The sequence below is a fragment of the Agrobacterium sp. GW821-FHT02D03 genome, assembly GCF_059421725.1.
On record NZ_JBWKVN010000002.1, the window covers coordinates 332,733 to 359,620 of the forward strand.

Genomic DNA, 26,888 nt, shown 5'->3' on the forward strand with positions numbered 1-26,888 from the left:
TTGGCTTGTTATCGCTGGCGGAATGTCCATAAGCTTGGAAACACCCTTCCCACCGTGCATTTCGTTGATTGGCAAGTGCGCGGTCTTAGAGAATGATCCCGTGCTCCACTCCTTGCGCCACATCCGCGCCCATCCGCAATTGCTGCTTCTGACCTTGATGATTTTCCTTCAGGGCTCCGCCTATGGCTCAACACTGCCCTATCTTTCGATTACAGCAATTCAAGAACTTGGGATGAGCGACCAAGCCTACTCGGTTCTGGTCTTCGTGACATCGTTGTGTGCGGTAACGATCAGCGTTTCCCTGGGAATTCTCTCCGACCTGATGGGCGACCGGAGGACGATCATCATGGTGATGGCGGTGATGGGTGCCATCGGTTACGGGGCGATTTTTCTTTTCCCGTCGATCCCAATATTCATTGCGGCAACTGCAATCATTATCCCGTTTTTCCAGTCGGTGAGTTCGCTCATTTTTGTGAGTGTTCGCGCCGAAACGGCCGGGCTTCCAAGCCGGGACAGCGCCGCGATCAACGCCACCGTCCGGGCTTTCGTATCCGCCGCCTGGGTGGTGATGCCGGCGGCCGTGGGGTTTGCGTTTGCCAGTTCCGCAAACATGATGGGCGCCTGGGGCGTGGCGGCGCTTTGTGCCCTCCTCATATCGTTTACGTCTGCATTTCTGCCCGCAAGACCCGCGCCTGATCGGACTGCTGGAACATCACGCGCAGGATTCTTTTCTGCGCTCCGCGAGCTTGCCACGCCGTTGATGCTGGCGCGCGCAGTTTCCATGGCACTGCTGACCGGAACCATCAGGCTTGCCAGCACAGTCTGGCCGCTGATCCTCATCTCCGACCTTGGCGGCAAGACCGGGGATGTCGGTATCGTCGCCGGGCTGATCGCCTTATTTGAGATACCCTTCATGCTCATCTGGGCCAGTCTGCTGGAGCGATTGAACATCCTCGTCATTCTGGCGATAGGCGGCTTGCTCTATGCCGCCTTCATGGCCACGCTGACTTCGGCGACCTCTCCCTGGCAACTCTATGCCCTGACCATTCCGGCAGCGGCCGGCGCGGCTGCCCTGCTCTCCATGCCGCTCACCTATTTTCAGGATCTCTTTCCGGGAAGACCAGGCCTCGGCACCTCCTTCAACCCCATCAATTCCTTCCTCGGAAACGGTATGACGGCGATCGTCTTCGGTACAGGAGCACATCTTTTCGGCTACTCCGGCACGACATGGCTCGGTGTCGCCATGGCCCTTGCCGGCATCTTCGGCCTTGTGATCCTCGAGAAACGACGACCGACTGTCGCTTGATTTGCAAGCGAGGGTCATTTTGAAAACGCTATCGGCTGTAGGAAGGATACTTGCCGGCGAAGGATGCTCGTCCGATGAGCAGACTCGCTGGATGAGGCCGGGATGGCTACGATCGCTTTTGAGTGTCAGCAAGCGCATTTCTGGCGCCTCTAACCGATCAATCCCCGCAGCTTCGCAATCGATAAGGCGGCGACCGTTCCGGCATCCCGCAATTCCCCAGAAAGGACCATCGCTTCGACCTGATCGACGGAGAATGATCCGACAATCAAATCCTGCTCCTCAGTCGAGAGCTGGGACGGTCCTTGCGACAAGCCGGTGGCGAAGAAAATTCGATACGATTGGTTCGTCGTGCCGTAGAGGGGAAAGAGTTGTCCTATTTGTTCGACGTGATCTGCAGTCAACCCTGTCTCCTCAACAAGTTCACCGCGGGCAAGCTCTTCTGGATGAGCATCAAGAACGTCTTCCCAGGATCCCTGCGGCAATTCCCATTGGCGCTGACCGACGGGATACCGATACTGCTGAACGAGATAGAGACGTTCTCCGTCGAAAGGGATGATGACCGCAAAGTCGGGCTTGTCAACGAAACCATAGATTCCGACACTACCATCCAGTCGGCGGATCTTATCTTCCTTCACCTTCATCCAGCGGTTCTCATAAACCACCTTGGATGCGATCGTCTCGATATCCGGCTTCGTGTTGCTCATTGCTTCCCCCTATCCGACGAGATTTCAGGTTACACAGCCAATCTCTTTTGCCCAGTGCGAAACGCTAAGCTGCTGTCGCGGCGGTGCCGGCGTCCATCCCCAAGGACGATGCGCAATCGAAACATTTCGACCCTCAGCCGATACCGATAGCAGCCTCATAGGGCTTGCTTCCGATAATCTTGCAGGTGGTCCACCAGTGCTCGGAGCTTCGGCGCCATATTGCGGCGGCTAGGATAATAGAGATAAAAACCGGGAAAGTGCGGGCAGAATTCTTCCAGCACCGGCACGAGTTCACCGCGCGCGATCGCCGGTTTGAAGCTCTCTTCCATTCCAAAGCTGATTCCTGCTCCCGCAACGGCCAGCTTGATCATCAGCCCCATGTCGGTCGTCGTGACAGTGTCGGCCACAGTCACAGAAAATTCCCGGCCATTCTCCGCAAATTCCCATCGGTACGGCGCGACATGTGCCGATATCTGCCAGCCGATGCAGTGGCGGTTTGCAAGCTCGCTTGGATGCGAAGGTATCCCGTACTTTTTGAGATACGCTGGCGAGGCGACAGCAATTTGGCGCTGCTCAGCCGACACCGGCACTGCGATCATGTCCTGAGCAATCACTTCCCCCAATCTTACGCCGGCATCGTATCCATGCGCGACGATATCGAACTCATCGTCCGTGACGGTCACATGAAGTTTCACATCAGGATTGGCGTCCAAAAAGGACGCGAGCATGGGACCGGAAAGAAAGCTCTCGGCAATTGATGATACGGCAAGCGTCAATCGCCCTTGCGGATGCCCGGTAAGATTGGCGGCTGCCTCCCACGCATCTTGCATCTCGATCAGTGCTGGCTGTGCGTCGGAATAGAGCCGCGCACCGGCTTCGGTTAAGGCAACGCTGCGCGTCGTGCGGCTGACCAGAGCGATGCCAAGCGCCTCTTCAAGCTTGCGAATGGTCTGGCTCACTGCTGAACGCGTCACGCCCAGACGATCTGCTGCAGCTCTGAAGCTCCTCTCCTGTGCGACAAGAGCAAAGACAGAGAGTGCATTGAAGTCCGATTGCATTGGTTAGCTCCGCTTACCTTTAAGGTCATATTTCTCCAGCTTATCACGACAATACGCCGTGCGTATCTTTGGCGCATCGACAAAAGCGAAAGCAACAGGAGAAAGTCATGGAAAAAGTTGTTCTCATCACCGGCGCATCCAGCGGCATCGGAGTCGGCATCGCCCGCGAATTGGCAGAGGCCGGTAATAGTGTAATGCTCGGGGCAAGACGCACCGATCGCCTCGAAGCTGTCGCAGACGAGCTTCGTTCGGCTGGCGTAAAGGTCAAGACCTGCCAGCTCGACGTCACGAACCTTGGAAGTGTCACTGCCTTCGTTGAGAAAGCTCGAAGGGAATTCGGCCGCGTCGATGTGATCGTTAACAATGCCGGCGTGATGCCACTGTCACCCATGGCATCGCTCAAGATCGACGAATGGGAGCAGATGATCGACGTCAACATCAAGGGCGTCCTCTATGGCATCGCTGCGGTGCTTCCGCATATGAACGAGCGCGGCTCCGGCCACATCATCAATATCGCGTCGATCGGTGCCCTTCAGGTCGTGCCAACAGCCGCGGTTTACTGTGCTACAAAATACGCTGTGCGGGCGATCTCTGACGGCCTTCGCCAGGAGAACGACAAGCTCCGTGTGACCTGCATCCACCCAGGGGTCGTCGAGAGCGATCTTGCGAGCACCATCACAGATCCTGTCGCAGCAGAAGCCATGGCGACTTACCGCGCCATCGCGCTCAAGCCCGACGCCATCGGTCGCGCCGTTCGTTTTGCTATCGAACAACCGGACGATGTGGACGTCAACGAGATCGTCGTTCGCCCCGTACGCACGACAATCTGATGACGACGTCCCAAACTCCGCGCAAGCGCCATCAGGGGCGTATCCTGATGGCTCTCTTGCTTATCATCATCCAATCCTCGCCAATTCCAGCGGCAGAACATCAGAAGGCAGAAGCAATGCGACAATCCGAGATTGGCCAGACCCGGCCACAGGACCATCCTTATGTTGGCATGTGGGTCACCGCTGACGGCGCAATCCGTCACGAACTTCTGCCCAACGGTCGCTACGACGAGGCACGCGGCAACCGCCAAAGCGCTTATCAGGGTCGATATGAAGTCAAAGGCGATCATATCGACTATTGGGACGATACTGGGTTCACAGCCGATGGCACCTTTGTCGACAGGGACACGCTTCATCACGGCGGCATGGTCCTGTACCGCCGGATCTCAGAATAAACGGAGCAAGCGTGTAGGTGCCGTCGCCAATTCGCGTTTCGGATCGATGAGCGGACAATCAGGCCACCATTGTCTGGCTGAAACGATCGACGTAGGCGGCGGTGGCTAGGGGTGCATACGTGCTTTTGCGTGCTGAACGGATGGTGAGACGTGCCCAACACCGACCGGAACGACTTCGCTAAAGATGCCCTTCGAGCGCTTGGAGAGGTGTAGGGGTACCCCGACTTGAAATCCAGAACCACTTCCCCATTTCTCTCTTGCCGGGTTTACCGGTTTTGGAGGTTACTATGGCAGCACGAGCTTGGAATGCAGGTGGTTTTGGTGCGAATGCTTCAAGCGCTACGCCTGACCTCGAACAGCGTATGCAGAAAATCCGCAGGCTATCGGGCATATCACGCCTGATGGATACGGCAGTCGGCATCCCTGGCACGCGCCTCCGCTTCGGTGCCGACTCCGTGCTTGGCCTTGTTCCGGTCCTTGGTGACGGGGCTGGCGCTCTTGTTGGACTCTATATCGTCAATGAAGCGCGTCGCATGGGCCTTCCGAGGGAAAAACTCGCAAAGATGATTGGCAATGTGGCGATGGATTCCGTCGTCGGCAGCGTGCCGCTCTTCGGCGATCTTTTCGATGTCTACTTCAAATCGCATCGCCGCAACGTGCAGATCATCATCGATCATTTCGGTGTGGAGCCAGAAGAATTGCGGCGCAAGCGTAAATGAAGAGATGAGGATGCGGTGTACCGCTTCGCGACATATTTCGTTAGGCGGACGCCGCAGTTTGCAAAGGTCAATCGGCAAAACCTCGCCACACTGGAACGCTGAACAATGTCCTTCGATCTTGATCGCTTTGTAAAGGCGCAGCAAAATACGTATGACAGGGCACTGAGCGAACTGATCGCCGGCAGGAAGCAGGCCCATTGGATGTGGTTTATCTTCCCGCAAATCCAAGGCCTTGGCCGTTCTGACACCGCGCGCTTTTACGCAATTTCAGGCCGTTCGGAAGCTGAGGCATATTTGGCGCATCCCGTTCTTGGACCGCGTCTCAAAGAGTGCACCCAGGCTATGCTCGACCACTTGAACTTGACCGCCCATGACATTCTCGGATTTCCAGATGATCTTAAATTTCGATCCAGCATGACCCTGTTTGCCGCAGTAGCCGATCAAAACGCGTTGTTTCAAACTGCTCTTCGGCAATTTTACAACGGCGCGCACGATCGCGAGACGCTTTCGGTGATATCCGGCTCGTAACAATAAGCGATGATCACTTCCGCTTCACTATTCGCCGAAGCACAGAGCCTCTCCTCGATTTACGCGGGATAAGCTCGATATCGCTAACCAGCTTTGCGCCACCTTCCCGGCGCTCCAGTGTAATCTTGCGGCTGTGAAATGCTTCCAGCTCGGCACGATGCGCCACGCTGATAATGGTCGCGTCGGGCAGCTCATCAATGACGGTCTGCATCATTTTGTCCTGGCTTTTTTCGTCGAGCGCCGCGGTCGCCTCATCCATGACGATGATGTCGGGAGCGTTAAGCAGCAAGCGTGCGAAGGTGAGCCGTTGTTTTTCACCGCCTGATAATGTCTGGTCCCAGGGTGCCTCGTCTTCGATCTTGTCCTTGAGTTGACCGAGACCGACCTTGTCGAGAGCAGCGCCGATCTCTTCCGCCGTCCAGCTTTCAGCCGGTTGCGGATAAGATACCGCGCGGCGAAGCGTGCCAGCTGGGATGTATGGCCGCTGCGGCAGCATGAACAACTGGCTGTCTGCGCGAAAATTCACGCTGCCCCCGCCCCAGGGCCAGAGGCCCGAAATGGCACGAATCAGCGTGCTTTTGCCCGATCCGGATTCTCCCGATACCAGCACTCTCTCACCCGCGCCGATTTCGACATCCGTCTCTTTCACGACGGCTGTTCCATCACCGAGAGATACGGACACATCCTTGAGGCTCAACATCGTCTCGCCTTCGGTCTCGCCCCGAATGATACGTCCGAACGTCTCGCTCCTTTCGGCGCGCTCAAGGCCATCGAGCGACATCATCAGGGAGGCGACGCGACGCGCGCAGGCGTTCCAGTCGGCCAGACGAGGATAGTTGTCGACCAGCCAGCCAAAGGCTGACTGAACGATGGTGAAAGCGGATGCTGCCTGCATGACCTCGCCGAGCGACATGCTGCCGTCGAGAAACTTTGGAGCACAGAGAAGAAGCGGCACGACGGGTGCAATGAGCACCGAGCCATTGGAAACGACGGTGGTGCGCATATATTGTTGCGCCATAAGCCGCCATTGCCGCCGAACATTGCCGAACCTTTTATCGAGATCGCTACGCTCCTCCTCTTCCCCGCCAAGCAAAGCAATGCTCTCGCCATTTTCCCTGACGCGCGTCAGCGTGTAGCGATATTCCGCCTCAACCTGGTTTTTGACTTCGGAGACCTTCACGAAGTTTCGGGCAATGAACGCGATGGACGTGGAGGTGACTGCCGCGTAAATGATGGCCGCTATCACGAGAAAGCCGGGAATGGTGACCCAGGTGCCGCCGATCGACAGTGTGAGCGCTCCACCAATGGTCCATAGAACGACAATGAAGGTGGAGGCGGATACGAAGGCTGCGATGACGCCGGAGACGAAATCGACCGGCGCTTCAGTGGCAATGCGCATATCCTCCGAGAGCCTTGCTTCCGGGTTCTTGTGGTCGCCATCGATCAGGTTCAGCTGGTAGTAGCGACCATTTGCGATCCATCTGCCCACCATCACCTTGGTCAACCAGGAGCGCCAGCGTCGCTGAATGCGCATTCTGACATAAACCTGCGAGGTGACGATGAACACACTACCCAGAACGAGAAAAGGAAATACCGACGCGAGGGAATAGACAGTCGCCGCATCCCGTTTTTCGATCGCGTCGAAAATTCCACGATTCCAGACGTTGACCCCGTATTGTATGGCGACATTGATACCGATCATCGCCAGCAGGCCAATCGTGAACGGCCATGCCAGCTTATCGCCCCGGCGGCTCCAAAAGCCGCGCGCGCTGATCCAGAAGCGTTTCAGAAGATACTTTCGCCGCGCTTCCTCAGCCTCGTCCGGCGTCAAGCCCGCAGCAGGTTCCACCTCTTCCGGGGGAAGCTCTTCAACATTGTCCTGAACATCTTGGGAGGATGCGGCTTCGGCGGCGGTTTCGTCGGCACCGGCCACCGGTTTCGGTTCTACGTCATTGTTTTTCATGGGCGCTGAACGGCCAGTGATCGGAAAGGTTTCACGACTTAGTGAAGGGGCGCGAAAATAATCCCAAGGATAGTCGCACTGACCGAAGGAGAAGGAGGTCGCGGCAGTTCTAGAAAGTGCGCATCAGCGTCAGCGCGTCTCCGAGAACCCGGAGAATTCATCTTGTGCGGCGACTGTCAACATTCCCAGTTGTAACACTCGGAGATCTTTCGCAGCGCTTGACGCATTTGGCCTAGGTGGTGCTGAACTGTTCAGGAAAGAACCAGAACGATGTTCGTCCCAAGATCAGAGCGCATACCGGCTTGCGGGTTCAAAGGCCCGGACGGAAGCAGACCCTTTCCAAGCGCAACCCAGGGCCTCACGCGACCTCAAGATGAGAGGCATCCGATTCCCCGGTCGTGACCGGCTCGCCAGCGGCAGTAGGCGAGTGAGAAGCGTTAAGCCGACGAGCCACGATGTCATGGTTGAGCCACAGCACCGGTCCGGACGGTTCGGACGACTCGCCGAAAATCAACTGACCGGTTGATTTCACGACAAGAGCGCTCAAGAGGTCGCTCATCATCACCTTGCTATCACGATGCATCCGGGTGATCTCATTGGAGGTGCCAATGGTCAAATTCGCCTGTGCCTGGCTATTTGGCATGGGCCACGCGGAGAAGTCGTAGAAGGGACGCATGACTTCGCTTTCCTGCATCGCGTGGATCTTCTGGAAAACATCGTCCATCGTCAGGCCGTCATCCAGAAGCTGCGCGCAAGCCCGCCACTGTTCGTCGGCCCACGTCCCGCCATCCTCTTTCTTCAAAGCCAGCAGCAGCGGTATCAGTGGGAGCTCAATGCCGGTGAAGACATCAGACGAATTGGTCCGGATTTCGGGGCAGTTATAGACGGTCGCTTTTATTCCCGCCGCCCAGGCTTCCTGCGCAATGCCTTCCAGCCGCATTTTCGCATAACCCTGGGTGTAGTTAGTGTAGGTCTGCCAACGGTAGTTGCCATCAATCAGAACCGCCGATCCGTGGTAACCATAGGCGGTATATCGAACTTGGCCACCCGAGGCTTCCATCCGCTCACGGATCGCTGCGCTGAAATCGATCAGATGGCGGAACGTGTTTGCGGAAACCTCATCGAAATTCTGCAGAATAAGTTTCCCCAGGTCACTTTCGATCAGCCTCTGCGATGACATGTGGCGGGACCCGGTCCCCTTGTAGATGCGATTGGCAACGACGAGGAACACCTTCGCCTTCGGAATGCCGCCTGCCATGGTGTGGGCGAAGAAGACATTGCGACCATCGGCGATCATTCCGTCCAAAACGGACATGACCTGTGAAAGCGCCTCGGTAAAGCGCGCCGTGGCAATATCGCGGCATTGCGTGATATAGTCCCAATCGAGCTTATCGTGCTCCCAGCTCTCAAGCGTCATATCGGCGAGAAGATCGGTCGGGGTCGGCCCGCCTGCGGGAGCATCCAGATCGAAGCCGGCCATCAGAGGGATGTTGATGATCCTGCCGCCCAGCTGGGCCTCGGCGGCAGAGAGTTCTTCTGCGTTCAGGGGCCGCAATGCGTTGTTCTCGTCGCGCCGCCCGACCGTGATCCCGACAATCTCCATGCCCGCCCGCTTGGCTTCGTCAAGCAGGCCGGTCGCATAGCCGCGACCGAACAGTTCGCCAAAAAGGACAAAAACATCGCCTCGACGGAAGGTCGTGTTCTCGGAAAGACGATTGAGTGCGACCGGATTTTTCATGCTGTCAGCTCTTTACTTCGCGAATCGTCGAGCGATGGCCCATACGAACTTTCACAAACACATGCCCGCGATGGCACAAAATGAAAACTCATTTTCCGTGACCGTTCATTTCAAAACGTGAACTCTATCTCGTCACAGCATGCCAGATCATGGCGGGGTCTCCTGCTCTGGGTCAATCGTGGCCAACCCATAACCGTCGAGGTCACTGAATTGCTTGCAAAAAGCGGCTGCTCGAACGGCACCGTTTGAAATGAGAATCCCCTCATCGTACGGATGCGCAGAGCTCTGTACCTTTCAACGAGCGTGCCGCAATAAAACTCAGTGATCGCGCATATATGCATATCGTGGCGACGCAGGCGTCCTCTTGGCCATCGCCAACGCGTGGCGAGCAATATCCTCTTGACGCAGGACATGACGAATTTCGCCAAGTATCTCAGCCCGACGCACGGCTTTGTCTGCGAGCCGGAGGGCGATTTCTTCTTCTGTCGCGTTCGCACCAACGTCGCTCGTGGTTTCATTCTCAACGATATCGCGAAGAATGTTCATCAGTACGAGGTTCTTCTCGTGCATCTGCATCACCATTTTCGTCATTTCTAAACGCTGAGACATGGTCGTCATTCCTGCTCAAAATTGCCTTCTGGCTGCTAACTGAACAAAGGCAGAAATGGTCGCACGCTGCATTTCATATTCGCCGTTTCGGTCAGCTTCGCGCAAGCCTCGAACCAGCACGTATCAGACTAAGCAGGCCAAACGCGGGATCGGCATCGAGGCGGTGAACGATTTGACGGCAATCGGGGCTCAGCGCAAAGGTCGTGAGGCCAACCACGGGCTGAAAGAGAAGCGTCGCGCTCTGGGTGCAACGACAGAGGTGCGCTACGCCCGGAAGCGATCGAAGGCGGTGAGACGTCGGATCGGGGGATCGACGTCAGGATATCTGTATATTTCCGCCCTTAGGTAGTGAAGCTCGTCATCGAGACCGTCTTCCCCGACCTCGATCCACCAGCATTTCGGGCGACCGTCACTTCCGTCGGACCAACGATAGCCTCGCACCTTCAGGTGATCCTTCATATCGAATGGGCTGTTCTCGGCAAAAATCCTCACCCTCGACCTCTGGCTCGCCTCATAAAGTTCGGCAAAAGCAATGGAAGCCGATCCATCCACCTCTCGGGCCAGGACCTCCAAGAGTGCAAAGCAGTCATCGACCGCACGATGTCCTTCATGAAAATATCCAGCCTGTCCAAGCAGATATCCAAGCTTCGTGCCTTCATATCCCCGCGACGACCAATCGACCTCAGAGTGAGAGCAAGCCCATGCCTTGCCGGAGAAAATCCCCGAAAATACCTCGCAGAAAGGCCGATCGAAGCCGGCATTGTGGGCAATCAGCAAGTCGGCAGGCTCGATCAGCGCCTCAAGTGCCGTCATATCGATCGCCTGGCCGGTCACCATATCGTCTGTGATCCCCGTGAGCTTGGTAATCTCAGCCGGAATGGGGTCGCTTGGCTCTTGAAGTCCGCCATAAACGCCAGTCACATCGCCAATCTGACCCGTGGCATTGAAGGTGAAGGCGACCGCCCCAATCTCGATGATCTCATGCTTTCGGGCATCAAGGCCTGTGGTCTCCGTATCCAGGATGACACCGCGAAGTGGGTATCCAGGCCGAGGAACGGGTGTGATTGCGCGGGGCACCAGTTTCTTCAGGATGCGATATCGCCCAGTCTCGAACAGAGAACGGACCATCTCCTCTTCCGTCAGGGATGGCGCTTGCCGATCACTTTTGCCGGATTTCGACGGTCGATGCGACGCTACCTTGGCGCGCGAATCCCGATCCGGAAACATGTCAAACTGTTCTGTCATCCCTGCAGTCAAACCCCGATGCGATTTTCGTTCTTCAGAACACAGCGGCGCCGGCAGATCAACCTCGTTGGCCAGACGACCCGCTCGTTTTGGTGAGGTGCGACTTACAGACGCCGGGGTCCGGTCACAAGCATGCTTTCACGACGAGCGACGAAGTGAGGTAGCAAAAGGCTTCCGGAGTTGCCCAAAGGGCCCGCCGCGTCCATATAGTCTCAATGACGCATGATTCGAAAATATTCGTAGGTCTTCGGTCCACTCGCAAACGCTCGCCAGCGGCAAGCGAGCCCAAGGGACCAAAGTGCCAGTGGGATGGGTGTGAAAAGATTGGAACGCACCGCGCCCCGGTTGGCCCAGGTGCTGAAGGTCTCTACCTGCTCTTCTGCCTTGAGCATGTGGCTGCCTACAATAAGGGATACAGTTTCACCGCGGCACCATCGAGTCCCGACGTCGCCCGCTATCAAAAGGAAGCGACGATGGGTGCGCGGCCGACTTTGGGAAAGCGCGTGACCGAGCCAACCGAAGCTCCGCTACCATCGTCTATTCGTTCAGGCTCGGCAAAAACGCTCAATGCTCGCAAAGGCGTAAGACAAGGCCAAACGACGACCGGTGGCCAACAAAGAAAGCTCAAGACACTCGAAGCCAAAGCTTTCGACACTCTGGGCCTCAGTCACCAAGCAACGTCAGACGAGATCAAGAGCCGCTATAAGGAGAGGCTCAAAATGCACCACCCCGACGCCAATCAAGGAGATCGCAATTCTGAGGATGCGCTTAGAGCCTCGATTGAAGCGTACAGAATCCTTAAACTGAACGGCTTTTGTTGAGCCTCTTCAACGACACGCTTACAATGGCGTGATTGGAAAGAATGAGGGCCAGCGGCCCTCTCGCTCGCTGCTTCACGGCATCTGCGTTCCTCAACAAAATTGAATCGATCGCCTACGGATAATCGGTTGGGAGCGTATTTCTGCAGGTGTATGCAAAACTGGCCACCATCATGACGTCGATGGATTTTGTGCCTTTAACGCCACGGCGGTTCTCGGCAACTGCCGATAGCGATCGGACCGCGACCTCAAGTATCTATGACCACCGCCGTGTCTTAACTGTGGCCTTCTCCTCTGCCTACGCTAGTCCGACTCCTGCGGCATCGCCACCTAGTCGCGCGCGCATGAATATTGCCCCCTATAGGCACCGCTTCCGTTATCTGCTCGTCCGTGCTCAGGTTCAACGAACCGAGGCATCGCTTCGCACGGAGACGTGGACGACTCCGCCTAAAGTAATGTTACGTGCAGGCCCGATCCTGCAACGTCGGGCGTTGGCCGGCGTTTGAGCGCCTCAGTCGCCGCGGGAACATATAGGCTGCACACCATTTCACTCAGCACTGCCAATTTTACGGAGCGCGGCTGCTCAGCAACATGCGAGGGAACGGTCTGAAACTTTCGAGTCGCCACCTCTTGACGATGTAACCGGGCCATGATTGGATAATTGGATACAAAAAGCCAAAGGTCTATGTTATGAACTCATTGACCGCCTCCTTTGAGCAAGTTCCTTCCACTGCCGAAGAGGAAGCTTATCTTTATCTCCAGACGGGGCTCAGGCTTTGCCGCTACAAGCCGGGTGATCGACTGATACCGGAAGAGATTGCAGCCGAGATTGGCATGAGTCGCATGCCGGTGCGTGAAGCTTTCCGCCGTCTGGCCGCAGAGGGACTTTTGACGCTTCGCCCCAATCGCGGGTGCGTTGTCGCGGGTCTCACGCTGAACGAGATCTACGAAACATTCGAGATCAGATCCGTTCTCGAAGGATTGGCAGTGCGCCTCGCGGTGCCGAAAATGGACGCCGACGCAATTCTCGAACTTGAGCGACTGCTCGACCGTATGGAACGTGCCGGCCAGGCCGGTAGCAGCGACTGGGTCGTTCGCCATCAGGAATTCCATGCGCTGATCTACAAGATGAGCGGCCGACCGAAGTTGATCCGAAAGATCAACGCACTGCATGTCGTGATCGAGCCCTATATGCGCTTCTGGTTCGATTACGTCGAAAAGCCGCTATCGGCACGTCAGGAACATGAACATCTGATCCAGGCCTTTGCACAGGGCGACGCGCTTCACGCGGATCGGATCATGCAACAGCACATTCTCGGCACAGCCCCGTTGCTTGCCGAATTCGCGAGTCCCGGCCGGCGCTGAGCGCCGTCCGTGTAAAATGTCCGAAGCTGGGGAAAAACATCCGGCAAGGACGGGGAACCGCCGTCAATAACGGCATAAAAAGAGGAAAAGTCATGACGATCCGTCGCATGGCCGCGCTGGCGGCTGCCTTCACGACACTCATGTTCGGTACGGCCTCGCTCGCGCAGGACGCTCCGAAGTCCATCACCATCGCTACAGAGGGCGCCTATGCGCCCTGGAACTTCACCACCTCAGACGGCAAGCTCGACGGCCTTGAGGTCGAACTGGCCAATGATCTTTGCGTACGCATGAAGGTGCAATGCAAAATCATTGCGCAGAACTGGGACGGGCTTATTCCGTCGCTCAAGGTCGGCAAGTTCGATGTGATCATGGCCAGCATGTTCATCACCCCGAAGCGTCTCGAAACCATCGACTTCACCCAGCCCTATGCGGTCGATCCAGGCGGTTTCGCCGTTGCCAAGGACAGCGAACTTGGCAAGCTCGGCGCGTCTGCGGCGAAATTCAACCTCGACGACGAAGCAGCATCCGCCGCCGAAATCGCCAAGCTGAAGCCGCTCTTGAAGGGTAAGGTGGTCGGGGTGCAAGCGGCCACGATGATGCTTGAATTCGTCAAGAAATATTTCGGCGATACCGTCGAGATCCGCGAGTACAAGACGACGGAGCAACATGACCTCGACCTCGCCGCCGGGCGGATCGACGCCATCTTTGCGCAGCAGACGTCGCTTGCAGCAGCGCTCGCAAAACCTGACTTTGCCGATTACACGCTGGCAGGCCCGGGCTTTGTCGGTGGCATGTTCGGCCAAGGAAGCGGCGCCGGACTTCGAAAGGAAGACACGAAGCTCAAGGAAATGATGAATACGGCCATCGCTGGGGCGATCGCAGACGGCACCATCAAGCGCATTTCCGAAAAGTGGGTGAAGACGGACGTCACACCGGTCAAGTAGGCGCGCGCGGACCTGTCCGGTGCGGCGGTGAAACCCGTTCGCACCGGACAGCGCGCTGAAGGGATATGATCGACCATGATCAATATCATGCATCTCCTGGGTTGGGAAACGGGAGGCTGGGGCGCCGCTTTGCTGGCCGCATCCGTTGTCACGCTTGCCCTCTCCCTCCTCGGCTTTCTGCTCGGCGCAGTCTTCGGGGCTGCCGCCGCCGCAGGCCGGCTCTCGTCGCACCGTCTCGCCTGCTGGTCTGCTCATACCTATGGAACAGTGTTCCGCGGGGTACCGGACCTGCTGACGATCTACCTGCTTTACTATGGCGGCAGTATCGCACTGACGCAGATCGGCACTCTCTTCGGCAGCGCCGGCTTCGTCGGATTGCCAACATTCACCACGGGGGTGCTGGCGATCGCCATCATATCCGGCGCCTACCAGGCGGAAGTCTATCGCAGCGCCTATCAGGCCGTTGACCACGGCCAGTTTGACGCCTGCAAGGCGCTTGGTCTGTCCCGCTCCCAGTCGCTGCGCCTCGTCATCGTGCCGCAACTGATGCGCCATGCCCTGCCTGGGCTCGGCAATGTCTGGCAGCTGGTGTTGAAGGACTCGGCTCTGATCTCCGTCATCGGCCTCGTCGAACTGATGCGCCAGGCACAGATTGCAGCGGGTTCGACGCGAGAACCTTTCATCTTCTATACGGCGGCTGCCGCACTCTACTTCGTCATTGCCGCAATCACTGCATCCATTTTCCGGTACGGCGAGGCGCGAGCCTGGAGAGGCATTGTGCGCGCATGATCGATATTGGCTTCTTTCTCGAGATTATTCCCCTTTTGCTTGCAGGACTTCCGTTGACCCTTCAGCTCACGGCAGCCTCCATGGCCATCGGCTTTGTGCTGGCTCTGATGCTCGCGATCGCTCAGCAGAGCAAGCGGCGAATGGTTGTCTGGCCCATCCGTGCCTTTGTCGAGGTCTTTCGCGGAACGCCCCTCCTGGTGCAGATATTCCTCATCTATTACGGTCTCGGTCAATTTCGACCGTGGCTGCAGACCATCGGAATCTGGCCGCTGTTGCGCGAACCCTACTGGTGCGCGATCCTGGCGCTCAGCCTCAACGAAGCAGCCTATGGCAGCGAAATCCTGCGTGGTGCAATTAAAGCGGTGCCACGCGGACTTGTTGAGGCGGCAACCGCATCCGGTATGTCGAAAGTCCTGACACTGCGCCTCATCGTGCTGCCTTTGGCGCTGCGCCAAGCGATCCCCAACTACAGCAACGAGATCGTTCTCATGGTCAAGGGCACTTCGCTGGCCTCGATCATTACGCTTATGGAGGTGACTGGCATCGCCCAGAACCTGATCTCGGAAACCTACCGCGCCGTCGAGGTCTTCATCGCCGCCGGTGCCATCTATCTCGCCCTGAACTTCGCAATCATCTCGGCGCTCAACGCGCTCGAAACCCGGCTTACGCCCTATCGGACGCGTGCCTGACGCAAGCCTTGCCGACACCTGAGGAGGAACAACCCCCATGCGCAACTTCGAGAAGCCGACGCGATCCGTCGTCCTGTCGCGCCACGCGATGGCGGCAACATCGCATCCATCTGCAACCCTTCTCGCGCTGCAGATCCTGGAGGCAGGCGGTAATGCCATGGACGCGGCAATCGCTGCATCCGCCCTGCAATGCGTGGTGGAGCCGGGCTCGACCGGCATCGGCGGCGACTGCTTCGTGCTGTATGCGCCGGGCGGCAGCGATCAGGTGGTTGCCTATAACGGCTCCGGCCGCACGCCGGCGGCATTGACGCTCGACTGGTTCACGGAGCGTGGCCTGAGCGAGGTGCCGCGCTCATCGCCCTCCGCTGTGACGGTCCCCGGCGCCATCGACGCCTGGACACGGTTGCATGCCGACCACGGCCGCATGCCCTTCGCCGACGTCCTGGCACCTGCCATCCGCTTTGCCGAGGAAGGCTATGCCATCAGCCCGCGTGTTCATCACGACTGGTTTCTGGAAGAAAAGCTGCTGGCCGCCGACCCAACGGCCGCCCGCATCTTTCTGCCCAAGGGGCGCGCGCCAAAGATCGGCGAGGTTCATCGCCAACCCGAACTGGCGGCATCGCTGAAGCGCATTGCCGCCGAGGGGCGCGATGGCTTCTACACCGGCCCGTTGGCCGAGGACATGGTGTCCTATCTGCGCTCGCTGGGCGGCGTTCACACGCTTGCGGATTTTGCCGAGGCCAGCGGCGAATACGTCACACCGGTCACCACGCAATTCCGCGACCACACAATCCACGAATGCCCCCCGAACGGCCAGGGGATCATCGCGCTCCTGATCCTCAACATCCTCAGCCGTTTCGAGGGCAAGGGCGATCCGCAATCGCCTGACCGTCTGCATCTGGAAATCGAGGCGACACGGCTTGCCTATGCCGCGCGTGACGCCTGGCTCGCTGATCCCGATAAGGCGGATGTCCCGGTCGAACAGCTCCTGTCCGAGGCATTTGCCGACCGGTTGGCGGGCATGATCGACCTTCGCCGCGCTTTGACGGACCTCCCTGCCCTCGACATGCCGCTGCACCGCGATACCGTCTACATCACCGTCGTCGACCGCGATCGGAACGCGGTCAGCTTCATCAACTCGGTATTCGACAGTTTCGGAAGCGGCCTCGTTGCACCGCGCTCAGGTATCGTGCTGCACAATCGCGGGCAAAGCTTTTCCCTGAAGCCGGGACATCCGAATGTCGTAGCGCCTGGCAAACGTCCGCTTCACACCATCATTCCAGGGATGGTGACCCGCGCTGGCCGTGTCGAAATGCCCTTCGGCGTCATGGGAGGTTATTATCAGGCGATGGGCCATGCCCATCTCATTTCCAAGGTCTTCGACTATGGCATGGACCTGCAGGAGGCAATCGACTTGCCGCGCCTGATCCCGAAGTCCAGCGGCACGCTCGTGGAGGCCGAACACACGTTGCCCACCGCAACCGTCAGCGATCTCGAACGCCGCGGCTTTTCCATCGTCCCCGCGGAAGGCCCTATTGGCGGCGCACAGGCCATCCGCATCGATTGGGAAAACGGCACGCTTGTTGGCGCATCGGAATCGCGCAAGGACGGCATCGCGTTGGGTCTCTGACGCGGCATCTCGTGCAACAGTGCGAAGCGGGTATTCGATGACGGTATGCTGGGTTCTACATCACACTGCCGATCCTTGTTTACCTTGCCTTGGCAGACGCCGTGAGGATCGTCCAGGCTTCGGGACGATCGGCGACCGTGTGCCGTATGGCGACGGTGTGGTCCTCCCTGCGACACCGATGAAGCTTGTCATCACATAGAGTGACAGGACCTCAACCACCGTGGTTCCGCAGGCTTGGGCAAGCGGGTTGCCTAAGTCCCACTCGTTATCCGGAATGCCTAATAAGCAGGCGCCATGACCAACTGGAGAGGATAGAGACCTTTGGCTGAGCAGTGCTACGAGGGCGGCTAGACCAACTCGTCGGGCACAGCATTGACGAGAAAGGCCATATCGTCGGAGTGTAGAAATGAGTGAGTTGGAACTCTGCTATCTATCGGCCACGGATGCGCTCGCAGCGTTCCGGAAAGGAACTCTGTCACCGGTCGAGCTTCTGAACGCACAATTGGCGCGCATCGCCACAAGTGGCTCCGACATCAACGCCTTTTCATTCCTCTATGCGCAGGAGGCGATGGACGCGGCAAAAGCCGCTGAGCAGCGATACCGCAAGGGCGAAGCGGTCCGACCGCTGGAAGGTATCCCTGTCGCCATCAAGGATGAAAGTCTGATTGCCGGTAAGGTCACGACGTTCGGCTCTTTGATCTTTAAAGACGAGGTCGCTTCTGTCATGTCGCCCGTCAACGAGCATCTGATCAATGCAGGTGCCGTCATCATGGGCCGGACCACGACACCGGAATTCTCTTGCGCCGGCTTTACGCATTCGCGTCTGTGGGGCGTTACGCGCAATCCCTGGAATCGTGACTTCACTACGGGCGGTTCCTCCGGTGGCTCTGCCGCCGCGCTTGCCGCAGGGTTTACGACGCTTGCGTCCGGTTCGGACATTGGCGGGTCCATTCGCATTCCTGCGTCGGCATGCGGATTGGTCGGCTACAAGCCGCCCTATGGCCGGAATGCCGATCTCGCCCCCTTTGGCTTCGATTTCTACAACCATCCCGGTCCGCTTGCCCGCAATGTTGCAGACTGCATTCTGATGCAGAATGTCATGAGCGGACCTCACCCTCTCGATGTGGTCTCCCTGCGACCGAAGCTCGAAATAGCAAATCGGCCTGCAGACCTAAAATCGAAGCGGATCGCCTACTCCATCGACCTCGGTTTCAAACAGGTGAGCGACGATGTGCGCAAGAACACCCTGAATGCAATCGACCGTTTCAGAGACATGGGCGCCGAAGTCGTCGAGGTTGATCTCGGCTGGACATCACGCGCCGAGCAGGCCGCGCGCGATTATCTCGCATCGATCTTCGGCACATGGGTTGCGCAATACCTCGACACCCATGGCGATGAACTGTGCGGCTATACACGCGCATTTGCCCAAAGCGCCAAGACACAAGGAATGAAAGAGTACCTCGGATCTCTCGAGGTCGCTGGCGAGATGTACGCGACTTTCGGGCCCATGATGGAAACGTTTGATGCCTTCATTTGCCCGACCTTGGCTATTCCGGCCGTCAGTGCGGATTTCGATCCTTCGCAAGGACTCCAGATCAACGGCCAGGATGTGGAACCGATGCTCGGCTGGTTGATGACCCACCCATTCAATACGCTCAGCCGTTGCCCGGTCGTCAGCATGCCGTCAGGTCAAGCTCCGAACGGAGTGCCGACTGGAATTCAAATCGTCGGCAGGACCTATTGCGATCAGGATGTGCTGAGCATCGCTCTTGCCTATGAAGCCGAAACTGGGGCATGGTACGGGAGTGACGAAAGACGACCTGTTATTGCCTAGTCGCATTGCGAAGGTGGTGGCAAGCCGGTCTGGCGTTGGAGATGACGCGTCGCTCTCACAATGGTTTGACCGAATTCTTCCTCGAATAACCGGAGGTGTACGGCATGTATGTTGAAACCACCTTCCATGATGCAATGGAGCAGGAGAACTCCTTGCCGGGCTGGCGGCAAGAGTACCGGCAGGTATCCACCGGCGGCTATGACGGTAGAACGGCCGCCATTCTGCTCCCCGGTGTAGAAATCCTGCGCGAGACCATCAGCGTCGGTACCGAACAGGTGTTCTCGGCGCCCGAAGGAAGCATGATCTTTTACTACTACCCGAAGCGCGATGAAAGCCAGTTGGTGCATGGCGAAAGCGCCCTCGGCGTTTCAGGCTTTGCTCTGAACTGGACGAACCGCGTCGGATTTATGGATTCCGACAGCGACCTGCTGATGCTGGTCTTAAGGCGTGACCTGATAGCCGACGCACACTACGGCGGCAAAAAGCAACTCATCGAAGCTCCGTTGGAACAGGCAGCCTTTCTCGCAGATTGGCTTCTGTCACTACTTGGAGCAGCAAGCCAGCAACCGCATCCCTCCCCGCCGGGCGATTTCGATGACACTCTCGCAGACGTCATTACGGACCGTTTCGAGCTTCTTTTCCAGAGAAGTGTGTTCCGCGAAACGCCGAAAGTGGCTGAAGCCGAGAAGATCTATATGAAGATCCGCGACAGGATTTTCGACGCGCCGGACAGGCCGCATACCGTTAGATCTCTATCACGCGACCTCGATGTGTCAGCCCTGGATCTCAGGGCCTCGTGCCAGAACTTTTCCCAGATACCGCTCGATAAAATGTTGACGTTGTTGCGACTGAATGGAGCGCGTCGCGACTTGCTGCGCGCCCGTTCAGCTCCCAGGAAGGTTTCAGACATCGCCATGGACTGGGGCTTCTTCCACTGGAGCCGCTTCGCGTTGCGCTACAAGTCGCTTTTCGGCGAGCGACCGTCCGACACGTTGAGGGGCGGGACTTCGTCGGATTCCATCCCACTCCTACCGTCGCTCTGATCAGCATCACGGCTTTGAGCGCGAAAGGTCGCAGCGCTCGAGCCTCGGATAGGATTACGGCAAGGGGGCGCTCAGGTCCCCCAGCCCACGATCCCCTTAACCTCCATGAAATCGCGAATGCCCCAATGGCTGTATTCGCGGCCATTTCCTGACTGTTTGTAACCACCGAAGGGCGCATGGGTGTCCCACGGCGCATAATTGAGGTAGACGGCGCCAGCCCGCAACTTCCGCGCAACCGCCCTTGCCTTCTCCAGATCACCACCCTGCACGTAGGCCGCTAGACCGTAGATCGAGTCGTTTGCGATCCGCACGGCGTCGGCTTCCGTTTCGTACGGAATGATCGAGAGGACAGGACCGAAGATTTCTTCCCGCGCGATGGTCATTTGAGGCGTCACGCCACTAAAGATCGTCGGCTTGACATAATAACCGACATCCAAGCCGTCCGGCTTACCCAGTCCACCGGCAACCAAGATAGCGCCCTCATCGATGCCGACACCGATCAGGCCCTGGATCTTGTCGAATTGCTGCTGGCTGATGACAGGGCCCATATCCACGGCGGACAGCGGGTCTCCCACGCGCGTAGCGGCCGCAACTTTCTTGGCGATTTCCAACACTTCGGCATGGCGTTCGGCCGGTACAAGAAGACGGGTCGGCGCGTCACAGGATTGACCCGAATTGCTGAAACACGCTTCGATACCCTTCGTCACTGCGTCCTGAAGGTCAGCGTCGGGCAGCACGATATTGGCCGACTTTCCGCCCAGTTCCTGAGCCACCCGCTTGACCGTTTCCGCAGCCGTCTTGGCGACAATGATGCCTGCACGGGTCGATCCCGTGAACGACACCATATCGACCTGGGGATGACCTGCGAGATGCTGCCCGACAACAGGGCCTGTGCCGTTGATCAGGTTGAAGACGCCTTTGGGTACTCCCGCTTTTTCAAGCACTTCCGCGAAGACCATCGCGCTGAGAGGTGCCAGCTCGGATGGCTTGAGCACGACGGTGCAGCCCGCCGCAAGGGCGGGCGCGACTTTGCAGACGATCTGATTGAGTGGCCAATTCCACGGCGTGATCAACGCGCAGACGCCGATCGGCTCCCAGGTGATCAGGGAGCTTCCGCTTTGCTCGTCGAAGCTGAACGCTTCAAGCGCAGCGATCGTCGATTCCAGATGGATCTGTCCCGCCCAGGCTTGCGCCTCGCGTGAAAATGCCAAGGGCGCGCCTAGCTCCGCGGTTATGGCCTTCGCGATATCGTCGTAGCGATCATTATAGCACCGCAGAACGTTGCGCAGGAGTTCCAGCCTTTCGCTCTTGCTGGTTTGCGAGAAAGTCGGGAAAGCCTCGAAGGCCGCCTGCACGGCGAGGTCGGCATCTTCGGTGCTGCCCGCCGCGATCTGCATGAACGAATGTTCGGTGGCAGGATTGATGACATCCATTCGGTCAGCGCCGCGCGGCATGACCCATTGTCCATCGATATAGAATTTCAGTGCGTTGTCGGACTGCATGATTGCTCCAGTCAATTTGTTATTCGTTGCAGCCAGTGCCTCAGCGGCGCATGGCGTCCTCATAGCCGGAAAGAACGCCGGCAACATTGATGCCGACGTCTTCGACGGCATAGCCACCCTCCAGGACGAACAGTGTTTTCGTCGCAAGGCTGGCCAGGCGGCCGCCAATAAGCGGAAAATGGCGATGCGAAAGCCGGAAGCGACTGATCGGATCACCCTCAAAGGTGTCGACGCCGAGAGAGACGATGACCACGTCGGGGCCAAACTGCCGGACGTTACCAAGCGCGAATTCAAGCGCACTGTCCCATTGCGGCCAGTCGGTGCCCTCCGGCAGCGGTATGTTGAGGTTGAAACCTTCCCCCTTGCCAGAACCTTGTTCATCCGCATAGCCAGCGAAGTACGGATATTCATTGCGCGGATCGGCGTGCAGGCTGATGACCTGAACGTCAGCGCGCTCATAGAATATCTCTTGAGTGCCGTTTCCATGGTGATAGTCGATGTCGAGGATCGTCACGCGCGAAGCGCCAGCGTCCAGTAGACGTTGCGCGGCTATGGCAGCATTGTTCAGGAAGCAGTAGCCGCCGTTGAAATCGGTTCCGGCGTGGTGGCCGGGCGGGCGGCAAAGGGCAAAACAAGCCTGTTCACCCTCACTGATGAGGTCCGCGGCGGTCAGGGCGCTATCCTGCGAAGCCTTGATGGCTTCCCATGTGCCCTCGACGAAACCCGTGCTGGTATCGATCGAATAGAGGCCAAGCAGTGCATCGATGGACTCCGGCGCGATATCCTTATATCGGCCCCTCGCAGGCCAGGCATAGGGAAGAGCCGTCCCTGGGCGTCCGGCTTCCCGCCAAAGCCGCCATGCCGATTCCAGGAAATCGACATAGGCAGGCTTATGAATCCGTCTGGCAACATCCAGGGATTGCGGCTGTGGATCGAGCATTGGGCCGAGGCCAACCTCCTCAATCCGGCTCAATATGAAAGACGCGCGCGACGTGTTCTCATAGCCTTCGACAACAGCGCCGTTGTAAAACTCGAACTGACCCTGGTGTTTCTGTTGCAGCGGCGAAAAAATGGTTTTCATCGAGCGGTACTCGCGTTTCAGATAATCGGACGGACTGTGTGAGATCGGGGCCTCAATTGATCTTCGTCCGCTGGTTCACGGCGTAGATACAGATGACGAGCACCACGGAGATCAAGAAGAACACGGCGGCGATTGCATTGACCTCAGGCGTGATCGTGCGACGAACCTGGCCGAGCATGTATGTCGGCAGCGTGTCCTGCCCGGCCGTCTTTACGAATTCGGTGATCACGACGTCATCCAGCGACGTGACGAAGGCGAGGATGAAGCCAGCCAGCACGCCTGGGAAAAGCAGGGGCATGGTGACGAAGCGAAACGCGTTCCACGGCGATGCGTAGAGATCTCCTGCAGCACGCTCCAGGCTTATGTCCATCGTTTGCAGACGGGCCCGGATCGGAAGATAGGCGAACGGCACGCAGAACGCTGTATGTGCCACGACCAGATAGATGAGCCCCGTGTAACCGGTCCAGCCTCGAAGCGTTGCGCTGACGACCAGGAGGGCCACGGCTGTCACGATCTCAGGCACCATCAATGGAACCGAGATCACGCCATAGGTGACCGTCCACCCCCGAAACCTGGGGCCTCGCGTCATCGCCAGGGCAGCCAGTGTGGCGGCAGTCGTCGACAGGACGGCAGATATGGCAGCAAGTTTCAAAGACAGGATGGAAGCGGCGATAACCTGTCGATTATTGGCTGCGCTTTCAAACCAGCGAAACGAAAAGCCTCCCCATTTCGCAACACTGGTCCCGGCGTTGAACGCAAGAACGAGGGCCACGGCCAAGGGTGCATATAGAAAAATGAAGGTGATGATGGCCACGGCGCTAAAGCCGCGCTGATGGGTTACGGGAAAATTCTTAGCCATGTTCATGCCCCCGCGTATCGCCGTGACGGATGTAGATCAGCAGGGCCACCATCACGAACCCCATGAGGGTCAGTGAAAGGGCTGAGCCGAATGGCCAGTCCCGACCTTGGCCGAACTGCAGTTCGATGTAGTTGCCGATCATGAGATTTCTTCCACCACCGAGCAGAATGGGGGTCACATAGGTTCCGATCGAAGGGATAAAGACGAGAATGGCGCCGGCAATGATCCCGGGCTTCGAAAGCGACACGATGACTTCCCAAAGCACCCTGAAAGGACGTGCGTAGAGGTCCGACGCCGCCTCGAGCAGATTTCGATCCAGGCGCTCCAGGCTCGCATAAATCGGCAGGATCATCAGGGGGAGATAGACATAGACCAGCCCGAGGCAAATCGCGAAATTCGTGAAGAGCATCTGGATCGGCGCGGATATCAACCCCGCCTTGAGCAGAAGCGTATTGATGATCCCCTCGTTGCGGATAAGATCCTGGATGGCGAACGTCCTGATCAGAAGATTTGTCCAGAAGGGCACGGTGACGAGCAAAAGCCAGACTTCACGGTTGATCGGATTGCGCGTGGCGATGAAGTAAGCCGTCGGAAAACCGACGAGCAGGCACAGCAACGTGGTGACCAGCGACAAGGTGAGCGAGCGGAGCAGGATCTCCAGGTTCGTCGCCGATAGCGTCAACGTCTCATCGAACACATCGCGGTCGAAGAGAACGCGTGTCCAGGCATCGAAGGACAGTGTAAAATCGACGCCGCCCGTCGGACCGGGGGTCAAGAACGAGTAGATCACGATAATCAGAAGCGGTGCGATCGCGCCTATGATGACGACGAGCAACGCGGGGCTGATCAAAAGCCAGCGCGTTCGGCTCTCCCCTTTCAACCGTGCGGATTCAATACCGGCCATCACTACATCTCCTCAGCCGGGCAAAACCTGGGCCGTGTTCGGTGTGAACTTCACCGAGACTTCATCCCCGATGGCGATAGACGGATTTTCATCCGGCGTGTTGTACCTGCGGACCAATACGAGACCCGAGCCATTGCTCAGTTCGACCGTGTATTGCGTTTCCGGACCGCAGAAGCTGACGGTCTTCACGCTGCCTTTGAGTTGGCCGTCCGAGCCATGGGACAATGGGAAAATTCTCAAATGCTCGGGCCGCACCACGATGCTGACCGAAGCACCAGCGGGAATGGTTTCATCCGTTGGAATGGCGACGGCGCCAATCCCTTGAAGATCGATCATCGATCCGCCCCCATCCCAGCCGAGCCCACGTCCCAGGAAGAAGTTCGTTTCACCGACAAAATTCACCACGAAGCGATTTGCCGGCCGGTTGTAGACTTCATGCGGCGTTCCAACCTGCATGATTTCGCCCGAGGACAGCACTGCGACGCGGTCGGACATCGTCAACGCCTCTTCCTGGTCATGGGTGAAGAAAATGAAGGTGATGCCCGTCGCGGCCTGGAGCGATTTGAGCTCCATCTGCATTTCCTTGCGAAGCTTGTAGTCCAGGGCCGACAGCGACTCGTCGAGGAGCAACACCTTCGGCTCGGATGCGAGCGCACGCGCCAGCGCGACCCGCTGCTGTTGGCCGCCCGATATCTGACCCGTGCGCCGACCGGAGAGATGTTCGAGCCGCACCAGTTTCAACATTTCCTCGACGCGGGCAGCGATTTGATCGCGGGGCCGCTTGAGCATCCGCAAGCCGAACCCGATATTCTCCGCCACCGTCATATGCGGGAACAGTGCGTAATTCTGAAAGACGGTGTTGATGGGACGCCGGAAGGGCGGCACCGACGCGATATCCTCTCCATCGAGAAGGATCGTGCCTGTTGTCGGATATTCGAAGCCACCGATCAGCCGCAACAGGGTAGTCTTTCCGCAACCCGACGGTCCCAGCAAAGTGAAGAACTCATTTTTAAGGATGTCGAGCGTGGTGCTCCTGACCGCTGCGACGACGCCATTGCCGGACCCATAGGTCTTGGTGACTTTGTTCAGTCGAATGGCGACGCCGGGTGTAATCTCACCTGTCATATTGTCCTCAAGATAAATCGCGCGGATAGGGCCAATGCAGCAGATAAAGCACACCCGCCGACGTCGAACCGAGTGAAAGAGAGCGCCGGCGGACTGCCGTTTCCGCTGGCCTACTTCTGGACGTCTTGCCAGATGCGACTGTAGAGCTGCGTGATCTTCGGATCGCAAAGCGTCAGGAGTTCACCTTTCGATTCCATATCGGCGGGAATGACGAGTTCCGGCGCATCTTTCATATTGTCCGGGTAAAACTTCTCGGCGCCGATAATGGCCGATCCATATTTGGCATAGGCCGAATTCAAGGCCGCGTTTTCAGGAGCCATGACGAAGTTCTGGAAAAGCTTTGCGTTTTCCAGATTGGGAGCATCCTTCAAGACCACCGCATTGTCGGAGCCGAAGGTAAAGCCTTCTCTGGGAAGGCCATAGGCGATGTTGTGGTTTTCGGTCCGCCGCTTCAGCGCAGAACCACTCCAGTCGAGGGAGGCAGAAACGTCTCCGCTGGCCATCCGCTGAATGCCGGAATAGTCGATTGACAGCCAGCTCTTCTTCGCTTCGACAAGGCGATCGCGCACCTTGGTAAGCAGAGCCTTGTCACCTGTGCACCATGTCCCGCCTTCGAACTTGATCGCGGCGAACATGATGTCGTTCATCTCGGGAACGATATTGATCTTCCCCTTCAATTCGTCCGGCGGATCCAGGATTACCTTCCAGCTATTGATATCGCCTTTGTAGACCGACGTGTTGACGCTGATCCCGCTCGTGTACCACAGCCACGGCACGGAGTATTTTCGGCCTGGATCGAAGGCTGGGTCCCGCCATCTCTCTTCCAGGTTCTTGGCATTTTCCATCTGCCCTGGATTCGTTTCCGCAAGCAGCCCCGCCTCGATATAGGTGGGAATGAAGCTCTGTGACGGAACCACGATATCGTATCCGGATGACCCCTGGCGCACCTTGGCAAGTGCCGTGTCGTTGGAGTCGAAATCCGTCAACGTCACATGAACGTTGTAGGTTTTTGAAAATTTTTCGATCAGTTCAGGGCTGGTATATTCACCCCAGTTGTAGATGTTGAGATTACCCTCGGCCAGCGCGACGGTGGCGCTGAGGCCAAGGATGAATGCGGCGGATGTGATGGCGGATTTCATGTTCCCCTCGCTTATTTTTGTCGCTTGATAATCCTGTATTCCAACCTCTCGAAACCTGAAGACCGCCGGAG

The 26,888-nt window shown here is 57.7% G+C and carries 25 protein-coding genes; 13 read left to right on the forward strand and 12 right to left on the reverse strand.

What is annotated here, in order from left to right; genetic code table 11:
* The first annotated feature begins 100 nt into the window (after positions 1–100).
* Complete coding sequence (locus AC07U5_RS15005; RefSeq protein WP_494723483.1) at positions 101–1,306, forward strand: MFS transporter; 1,206 nt, start codon at positions 101–103, stop codon at positions 1,304–1,306.
* Positions 1,307–1,455: 149 nt separating this feature from the next.
* On the opposite strand, the gene AC07U5_RS15010 is transcribed toward AC07U5_RS15005, so the two are convergent.
* Both AC07U5_RS15010 and AC07U5_RS15015 read right to left on the reverse strand, forming a co-directional pair.
* The gene (locus AC07U5_RS15010; protein WP_245495251.1) at positions 1,456–2,010 is read right to left on the reverse strand and encodes an NUDIX domain-containing protein; all 555 of its coding nucleotides are present in this window, start codon (positions 2,008–2,010) and stop codon (positions 1,456–1,458) included.
* Between the two features lie 155 nt (positions 2,011–2,165).
* Positions 2,166–3,068, reverse strand: a complete 903-nt coding sequence (locus AC07U5_RS15015; protein WP_494723484.1) for a LysR family transcriptional regulator — start codon at positions 3,066–3,068, stop codon at positions 2,166–2,168.
* Positions 3,069–3,175: 107 nt separating this feature from the next.
* On the opposite strand from AC07U5_RS15015, the gene AC07U5_RS15020 reads away from it, so the two are divergent.
* From AC07U5_RS15020 to AC07U5_RS15035, 4 genes are all read left to right on the forward strand, one after another.
* Positions 3,176–3,898, forward strand: a complete 723-nt coding sequence (locus tag AC07U5_RS15020) for an SDR family oxidoreductase (protein WP_494723485.1) — start codon at positions 3,176–3,178, stop codon at positions 3,896–3,898.
* Positions 3,898–4,293: an Atu4866 domain-containing protein gene (locus AC07U5_RS15025; protein WP_494723486.1), complete on the forward strand. Its 396-nt coding sequence runs from the start codon at positions 3,898–3,900 to the stop codon at positions 4,291–4,293. The genes AC07U5_RS15020 and AC07U5_RS15025 overlap by 1 nt, the downstream gene beginning before the upstream one ends.
* 287 nt (positions 4,294–4,580) lie before the next feature.
* Positions 4,581–5,012 (forward strand): DUF4112 domain-containing protein, encoded by a 432-nt coding sequence (locus AC07U5_RS15030; RefSeq protein ID WP_113179103.1) that lies wholly within the window; start codon positions 4,581–4,583, stop codon positions 5,010–5,012.
* 105 nt (positions 5,013–5,117) lie between these two features.
* Positions 5,118–5,540 (forward strand): DUF1810 domain-containing protein, encoded by a 423-nt coding sequence (locus AC07U5_RS15035; protein ID WP_494723487.1) that lies wholly within the window; start codon positions 5,118–5,120, stop codon positions 5,538–5,540.
* A 13-nt stretch (positions 5,541–5,553) separates the two neighbouring features.
* Here AC07U5_RS15035 and AC07U5_RS15040 read toward each other — a convergent pair whose 3' ends face one another.
* From AC07U5_RS15040 to AC07U5_RS15055, 4 genes are all read right to left on the reverse strand, one after another.
* Positions 5,554–7,503: an ABC transporter ATP-binding protein/permease gene (locus AC07U5_RS15040; protein WP_494723488.1), complete on the reverse strand. Its 1,950-nt coding sequence runs from the start codon at positions 7,501–7,503 to the stop codon at positions 5,554–5,556.
* A 358-nt stretch (positions 7,504–7,861) separates the two neighbouring features.
* Positions 7,862–9,241, reverse strand: coding sequence for an enoyl ACP reductase FabMG family protein (locus AC07U5_RS15045; protein ID WP_494723489.1), 1,380 nt, complete (start codon positions 9,239–9,241; stop codon positions 7,862–7,864).
* A gap of 318 nt (positions 9,242–9,559) precedes the next feature.
* Positions 9,560–9,859 (reverse strand): hypothetical protein, encoded by a 300-nt coding sequence (locus tag AC07U5_RS15050; protein ID WP_494723490.1) that lies wholly within the window; start codon positions 9,857–9,859, stop codon positions 9,560–9,562.
* 255 nt (positions 9,860–10,114) lie between these two features.
* Positions 10,115–11,095: a 3'-5' exonuclease gene (locus tag AC07U5_RS15055; protein ID WP_313060944.1), complete on the reverse strand. Its 981-nt coding sequence runs from the start codon at positions 11,093–11,095 to the stop codon at positions 10,115–10,117.
* Positions 11,096–11,310: 215 nt separating this feature from the next.
* Between AC07U5_RS15055 and AC07U5_RS15060 the strand changes: the two genes are divergently transcribed.
* From AC07U5_RS15060 to AC07U5_RS15095, 8 genes are all read left to right on the forward strand, one after another.
* Complete coding sequence (locus tag AC07U5_RS15060) at positions 11,311–11,916, forward strand: J domain-containing protein (RefSeq protein ID WP_494723491.1); 606 nt, start codon at positions 11,311–11,313, stop codon at positions 11,914–11,916.
* 687 nt (positions 11,917–12,603) lie between these two features.
* Positions 12,604–13,278: a GntR family transcriptional regulator gene (locus tag AC07U5_RS15065; protein WP_494723492.1), complete on the forward strand. Its 675-nt coding sequence runs from the start codon at positions 12,604–12,606 to the stop codon at positions 13,276–13,278.
* Positions 13,279–13,370: 92 nt separating this feature from the next.
* Positions 13,371–14,222, forward strand: a complete 852-nt coding sequence (locus tag AC07U5_RS15070) for a transporter substrate-binding domain-containing protein (RefSeq protein WP_494723493.1) — start codon at positions 13,371–13,373, stop codon at positions 14,220–14,222.
* A 75-nt stretch (positions 14,223–14,297) separates the two neighbouring features.
* The gene (locus AC07U5_RS15075) at positions 14,298–15,011 is read left to right on the forward strand and encodes an ABC transporter permease (RefSeq protein ID WP_494723494.1); all 714 of its coding nucleotides are present in this window, start codon (positions 14,298–14,300) and stop codon (positions 15,009–15,011) included.
* Positions 15,008–15,700 carry an ABC transporter permease gene (locus AC07U5_RS15080; protein WP_494723495.1) on the forward strand — a complete coding sequence of 231 codons (693 nt, stop codon included), beginning with the start codon at positions 15,008–15,010 and terminating at the stop codon, positions 15,698–15,700. The genes AC07U5_RS15075 and AC07U5_RS15080 overlap by 4 nt, the downstream gene beginning before the upstream one ends.
* A 37-nt stretch (positions 15,701–15,737) precedes the next feature.
* Positions 15,738–17,330 (forward strand): gamma-glutamyltransferase, encoded by a 1,593-nt coding sequence (gene ggt / locus AC07U5_RS15085; RefSeq protein WP_494723496.1) that lies wholly within the window; start codon positions 15,738–15,740, stop codon positions 17,328–17,330.
* Between the two features lie 406 nt (positions 17,331–17,736).
* Positions 17,737–19,164: an amidase gene (locus AC07U5_RS15090; RefSeq protein ID WP_494723497.1), complete on the forward strand. Its 1,428-nt coding sequence runs from the start codon at positions 17,737–17,739 to the stop codon at positions 19,162–19,164.
* A 104-nt stretch (positions 19,165–19,268) separates the two neighbouring features.
* On the forward strand, positions 19,269–20,207 hold the full coding sequence (locus tag AC07U5_RS15095; protein ID WP_494723498.1) for a helix-turn-helix domain-containing protein: 939 nt from the start codon (positions 19,269–19,271) through the stop codon (positions 20,205–20,207).
* A gap of 71 nt (positions 20,208–20,278) precedes the next feature.
* On the opposite strand, the gene AC07U5_RS15100 is transcribed toward AC07U5_RS15095, so the two are convergent.
* The 6 genes from AC07U5_RS15100 to AC07U5_RS15125 all read right to left on the reverse strand — a co-directional run bounded on the left by AC07U5_RS15100 (position 20,279) and on the right by AC07U5_RS15125 (position 26,817).
* Complete coding sequence (locus tag AC07U5_RS15100; RefSeq protein WP_494723499.1) at positions 20,279–21,709, reverse strand: aldehyde dehydrogenase family protein; 1,431 nt, start codon at positions 21,707–21,709, stop codon at positions 20,279–20,281.
* 40 nt (positions 21,710–21,749) lie between these two features.
* The gene (locus AC07U5_RS15105) at positions 21,750–22,790 is read right to left on the reverse strand and encodes a histone deacetylase family protein (RefSeq protein WP_494723500.1); all 1,041 of its coding nucleotides are present in this window, start codon (positions 22,788–22,790) and stop codon (positions 21,750–21,752) included.
* A 52-nt stretch (positions 22,791–22,842) separates the two neighbouring features.
* Positions 22,843–23,649, reverse strand: a complete 807-nt coding sequence (locus tag AC07U5_RS15110) for an ABC transporter permease (RefSeq protein ID WP_494723501.1) — start codon at positions 23,647–23,649, stop codon at positions 22,843–22,845.
* On the reverse strand, positions 23,642–24,553 hold the full coding sequence (locus tag AC07U5_RS15115; RefSeq protein ID WP_494723502.1) for an ABC transporter permease: 912 nt from the start codon (positions 24,551–24,553) through the stop codon (positions 23,642–23,644). Before AC07U5_RS15115 ends, AC07U5_RS15110 begins: the two co-directional genes overlap by 8 nt.
* A gap of 12 nt (positions 24,554–24,565) precedes the next feature.
* On the reverse strand, positions 24,566–25,678 hold the full coding sequence (locus AC07U5_RS15120) for an ABC transporter ATP-binding protein (protein ID WP_494723503.1): 1,113 nt from the start codon (positions 25,676–25,678) through the stop codon (positions 24,566–24,568).
* A 110-nt stretch (positions 25,679–25,788) separates the two neighbouring features.
* Positions 25,789–26,817, reverse strand: coding sequence for an ABC transporter substrate-binding protein (locus AC07U5_RS15125; protein WP_494723504.1), 1,029 nt, complete (start codon positions 26,815–26,817; stop codon positions 25,789–25,791).
* Positions 26,818–26,888 lie beyond the last annotated feature (71 nt).

What these genes read in the sequence shown, in the direction of transcription:
- AC07U5_RS15075 (WP_494723494.1), top strand. Translation starts at nt 14,298, where the DNA reads ATGATCAATATCATGCATCTCCTGGGTTGGGAAACGGGAGGCTGGGGC.
- AC07U5_RS15080 (WP_494723495.1), top strand. Translation starts at nt 15,008, where the DNA reads ATGATCGATATTGGCTTCTTTCTCGAGATTATTCCCCTTTTGCTTGCA.
- AC07U5_RS15115 (WP_494723502.1), bottom strand. Translation starts at nt 24,553, where the DNA reads ATGGCCGGTATTGAATCCGCACGGTTGAAAGGGGAGAGCCGAACGCGC.
- AC07U5_RS15025 (WP_494723486.1), top strand. Translation starts at nt 3,898, where the DNA reads ATGACGACGTCCCAAACTCCGCGCAAGCGCCATCAGGGGCGTATCCTG.
- AC07U5_RS15035 (WP_494723487.1), top strand. Translation starts at nt 5,118, where the DNA reads ATGTCCTTCGATCTTGATCGCTTTGTAAAGGCGCAGCAAAATACGTAT.
- AC07U5_RS15110 (WP_494723501.1), bottom strand. Translation starts at nt 23,649, where the DNA reads ATGGCTAAGAATTTTCCCGTAACCCATCAGCGCGGCTTTAGCGCCGTG.
- AC07U5_RS15040 (WP_494723488.1), bottom strand. Translation starts at nt 7,503, where the DNA reads ATGAAAAACAATGACGTAGAACCGAAACCGGTGGCCGGTGCCGACGAA.
- AC07U5_RS15015 (WP_494723484.1), bottom strand. Translation starts at nt 3,068, where the DNA reads ATGCAATCGGACTTCAATGCACTCTCTGTCTTTGCTCTTGTCGCACAG.
- AC07U5_RS15100 (WP_494723499.1), bottom strand. Translation starts at nt 21,709, where the DNA reads ATGCAGTCCGACAACGCACTGAAATTCTATATCGATGGACAATGGGTC.
- AC07U5_RS15070 (WP_494723493.1), top strand. Translation starts at nt 13,371, where the DNA reads ATGACGATCCGTCGCATGGCCGCGCTGGCGGCTGCCTTCACGACACTC.
- AC07U5_RS15090 (WP_494723497.1), top strand. Translation starts at nt 17,737, where the DNA reads ATGAGTGAGTTGGAACTCTGCTATCTATCGGCCACGGATGCGCTCGCA.
- ggt (WP_494723496.1), top strand. Translation starts at nt 15,738, where the DNA reads ATGCGCAACTTCGAGAAGCCGACGCGATCCGTCGTCCTGTCGCGCCAC.
- AC07U5_RS15105 (WP_494723500.1), bottom strand. Translation starts at nt 22,790, where the DNA reads ATGAAAACCATTTTTTCGCCGCTGCAACAGAAACACCAGGGTCAGTTC.
- AC07U5_RS15095 (WP_494723498.1), top strand. Translation starts at nt 19,269, where the DNA reads ATGTATGTTGAAACCACCTTCCATGATGCAATGGAGCAGGAGAACTCC.
- AC07U5_RS15060 (WP_494723491.1), top strand. Translation starts at nt 11,311, where the DNA reads ATGACGCATGATTCGAAAATATTCGTAGGTCTTCGGTCCACTCGCAAA.
- AC07U5_RS15055 (WP_313060944.1), bottom strand. Translation starts at nt 11,095, where the DNA reads ATGACAGAACAGTTTGACATGTTTCCGGATCGGGATTCGCGCGCCAAG.
- AC07U5_RS15030 (WP_113179103.1), top strand. Translation starts at nt 4,581, where the DNA reads ATGGCAGCACGAGCTTGGAATGCAGGTGGTTTTGGTGCGAATGCTTCA.
- AC07U5_RS15125 (WP_494723504.1), bottom strand. Translation starts at nt 26,817, where the DNA reads ATGAAATCCGCCATCACATCCGCCGCATTCATCCTTGGCCTCAGCGCC.
- AC07U5_RS15045 (WP_494723489.1), bottom strand. Translation starts at nt 9,241, where the DNA reads ATGAAAAATCCGGTCGCACTCAATCGTCTTTCCGAGAACACGACCTTC.
- AC07U5_RS15050 (WP_494723490.1), bottom strand. Translation starts at nt 9,859, where the DNA reads ATGACGACCATGTCTCAGCGTTTAGAAATGACGAAAATGGTGATGCAG.
- AC07U5_RS15020 (WP_494723485.1), top strand. Translation starts at nt 3,176, where the DNA reads ATGGAAAAAGTTGTTCTCATCACCGGCGCATCCAGCGGCATCGGAGTC.
- AC07U5_RS15065 (WP_494723492.1), top strand. Translation starts at nt 12,604, where the DNA reads ATGAACTCATTGACCGCCTCCTTTGAGCAAGTTCCTTCCACTGCCGAA.
- AC07U5_RS15120 (WP_494723503.1), bottom strand. Translation starts at nt 25,678, where the DNA reads ATGACAGGTGAGATTACACCCGGCGTCGCCATTCGACTGAACAAAGTC.
- AC07U5_RS15010 (WP_245495251.1), bottom strand. Translation starts at nt 2,010, where the DNA reads ATGAGCAACACGAAGCCGGATATCGAGACGATCGCATCCAAGGTGGTT.